Here is a 1,679-nt window from a genome sequence, read left to right on the forward strand (position 1 = left end):
TTGGGCGCCAGCCCGGGCGAGGTGCAGTTCGTGATCTCCGCCTATGCCGCCACCTATGCCGTGTTCCTGATCACCGGCGGCCGGCTGGGCGACCTGTTCGGCCGCAAGCGGCTGTTCACCATCGGCATCGCCGGCTTCACCCTGGCCTCGCTGCTCTGCGCCGCCGCCTGGTCGCCGGGCGCGCTGATCGCCGGCCGCATCCTGCAGGGCGTCGCCGCCACGGCGATGGCGCCGCAGGTGCTGGCCTCGATCCGGGTGATGTTCCCGGGGTCGGAACAGGGGCTGGCGCTGGGGCTGTACGGTGCCACCTTCAGCCTGGCCTTCATCATCGGCCAGGTGATGGGCGGCGTGCTGATCTCGCTGCATCCCTTCGGGCTGGGCTGGCAGGCGATCTTCCTGGTCAACCTGCCGATCGGCCTGGCCGGGCTGGCCGGCGCCCGCTTCTTCCTGGCGGAATCCCGCGCGCCGACGGCGCTGGGGCTCGATCTCGGCGGCGTCGCGCTGCTGTCGCTGACCCTGGCCCTGCTGGTGTACCCGCTGGTCGAGGGCCGCCAGGCCGGCTGGCCCGTCTGGTGCTTCGCCCTGCTGGTCGCCGCCCCCATCGCCCTGGCCGCCTTCATCGGGTTCGAGGCCCGGCTGACCGCTCGCGGGGGTTCGCCCCTCGTGGACCTCGCCCTGTTCCGTGAGCGGGATTTCGTGATCGGGCTGGCGGCGGCGCTGAGCTTCTACATGCTCTCCTCCTTCTACCTGACCTTCTCGGTCTACCAGCAGGGGGGATTGCACCGCAGCACGCTGCAAGCCGGGCTCGCGATCCTGCCCTTCCTTGGCGGTGTGTTCGCCAGCTCCTTCGCCGCCTCGACCGGCATGCGCCTCCTGGGCCCGCGCGTGCTGACCCTGGGCTTCGCCGCCCAGATCCTCGGCTTCAGCGCCGTCGCTTTGGCCGTCGCCGGCACAGGACCGGCGATTGCGTTCGATGCCGGGCTGGTCATCGCCGGCCTCGGCTACGGGCTGGTGCTGCCCTCGGCGATCAAGGTGGTGATCGGCGGCGTGGCGGCGCGGCAGGCGGGCCTCGCCTCCGGCATCGTCATCTCGGTGCTGCAGATCGGCGCCGCCCTCGGCGTCGCCATCATCGGCGGCGTGTTCTATGCCGTGCTCGGGGCCCAGCCCGATGCCGCCGCCCATGGCCATGCCTTCGCCATCGCCCTCGGCGGCAACGTCGCCCTGCTCGGGGTCGGCGGGGTGCTGTCGCTGATGCTGCGCCGGCCGCAGGCCTTGGTCCGGGCCGCGACGCCGCTGGCGGTCTCGGCGGAGTGAGACGGCGCTGCCGCCAGGATCGTCACCCGGTGTCGGGGATGTCGTGTACCTGGTAGCGGAGGCAGGTCTCGATGCCGAGGGAACGGCAGAGGCGGTCGGCGACGGTGCGGATGGTTTCGGTGTCGAGGCATTCGATCATGTCTGCTTCCTGCAGCCGCGCCGCCAGCCCGACCCGGATCCCCGGGATCCGCGCCGGATCGATCGCGGGGAAGGCGCGCTCCACCGCGGCGACGGCCAGGTCCCGGCGCCGGTCCCGTTCGGCCCGGATCGAGGCCTCGCCGCCGGCCGGCCGCGGCGGGGTCGGCGTCGCCGGCCAGCCGGGCGCCCAGTTGCCCCATTCCTCGGCCAGGCCCAGCCCGCAGGCC

At 73.0% G+C, this 1,679-nt stretch carries 2 protein-coding genes; one reads left to right on the top strand and one right to left on the bottom strand.

Going from position 1 to position 1,679, the window contains the following annotated elements; genetic code table 11:
- On the top strand, window positions 1-1,314 hold a 1,314-nt coding region (locus tag AC3XYG_RS32770; RefSeq protein ID WP_489144080.1), incomplete at its 5' end, for an MFS transporter.
- Window positions 1,315-1,336: 22 nt separating this feature from the next.
- Here the strand turns inward: AC3XYG_RS32770 and AC3XYG_RS32775 are convergent.
- On the bottom strand, window positions 1,337-1,679 hold a 343-nt coding region (locus AC3XYG_RS32775; protein WP_489144081.1), incomplete at its 5' end, for a hypothetical protein.

This window comes from Inquilinus sp., assembly GCF_057815775.1.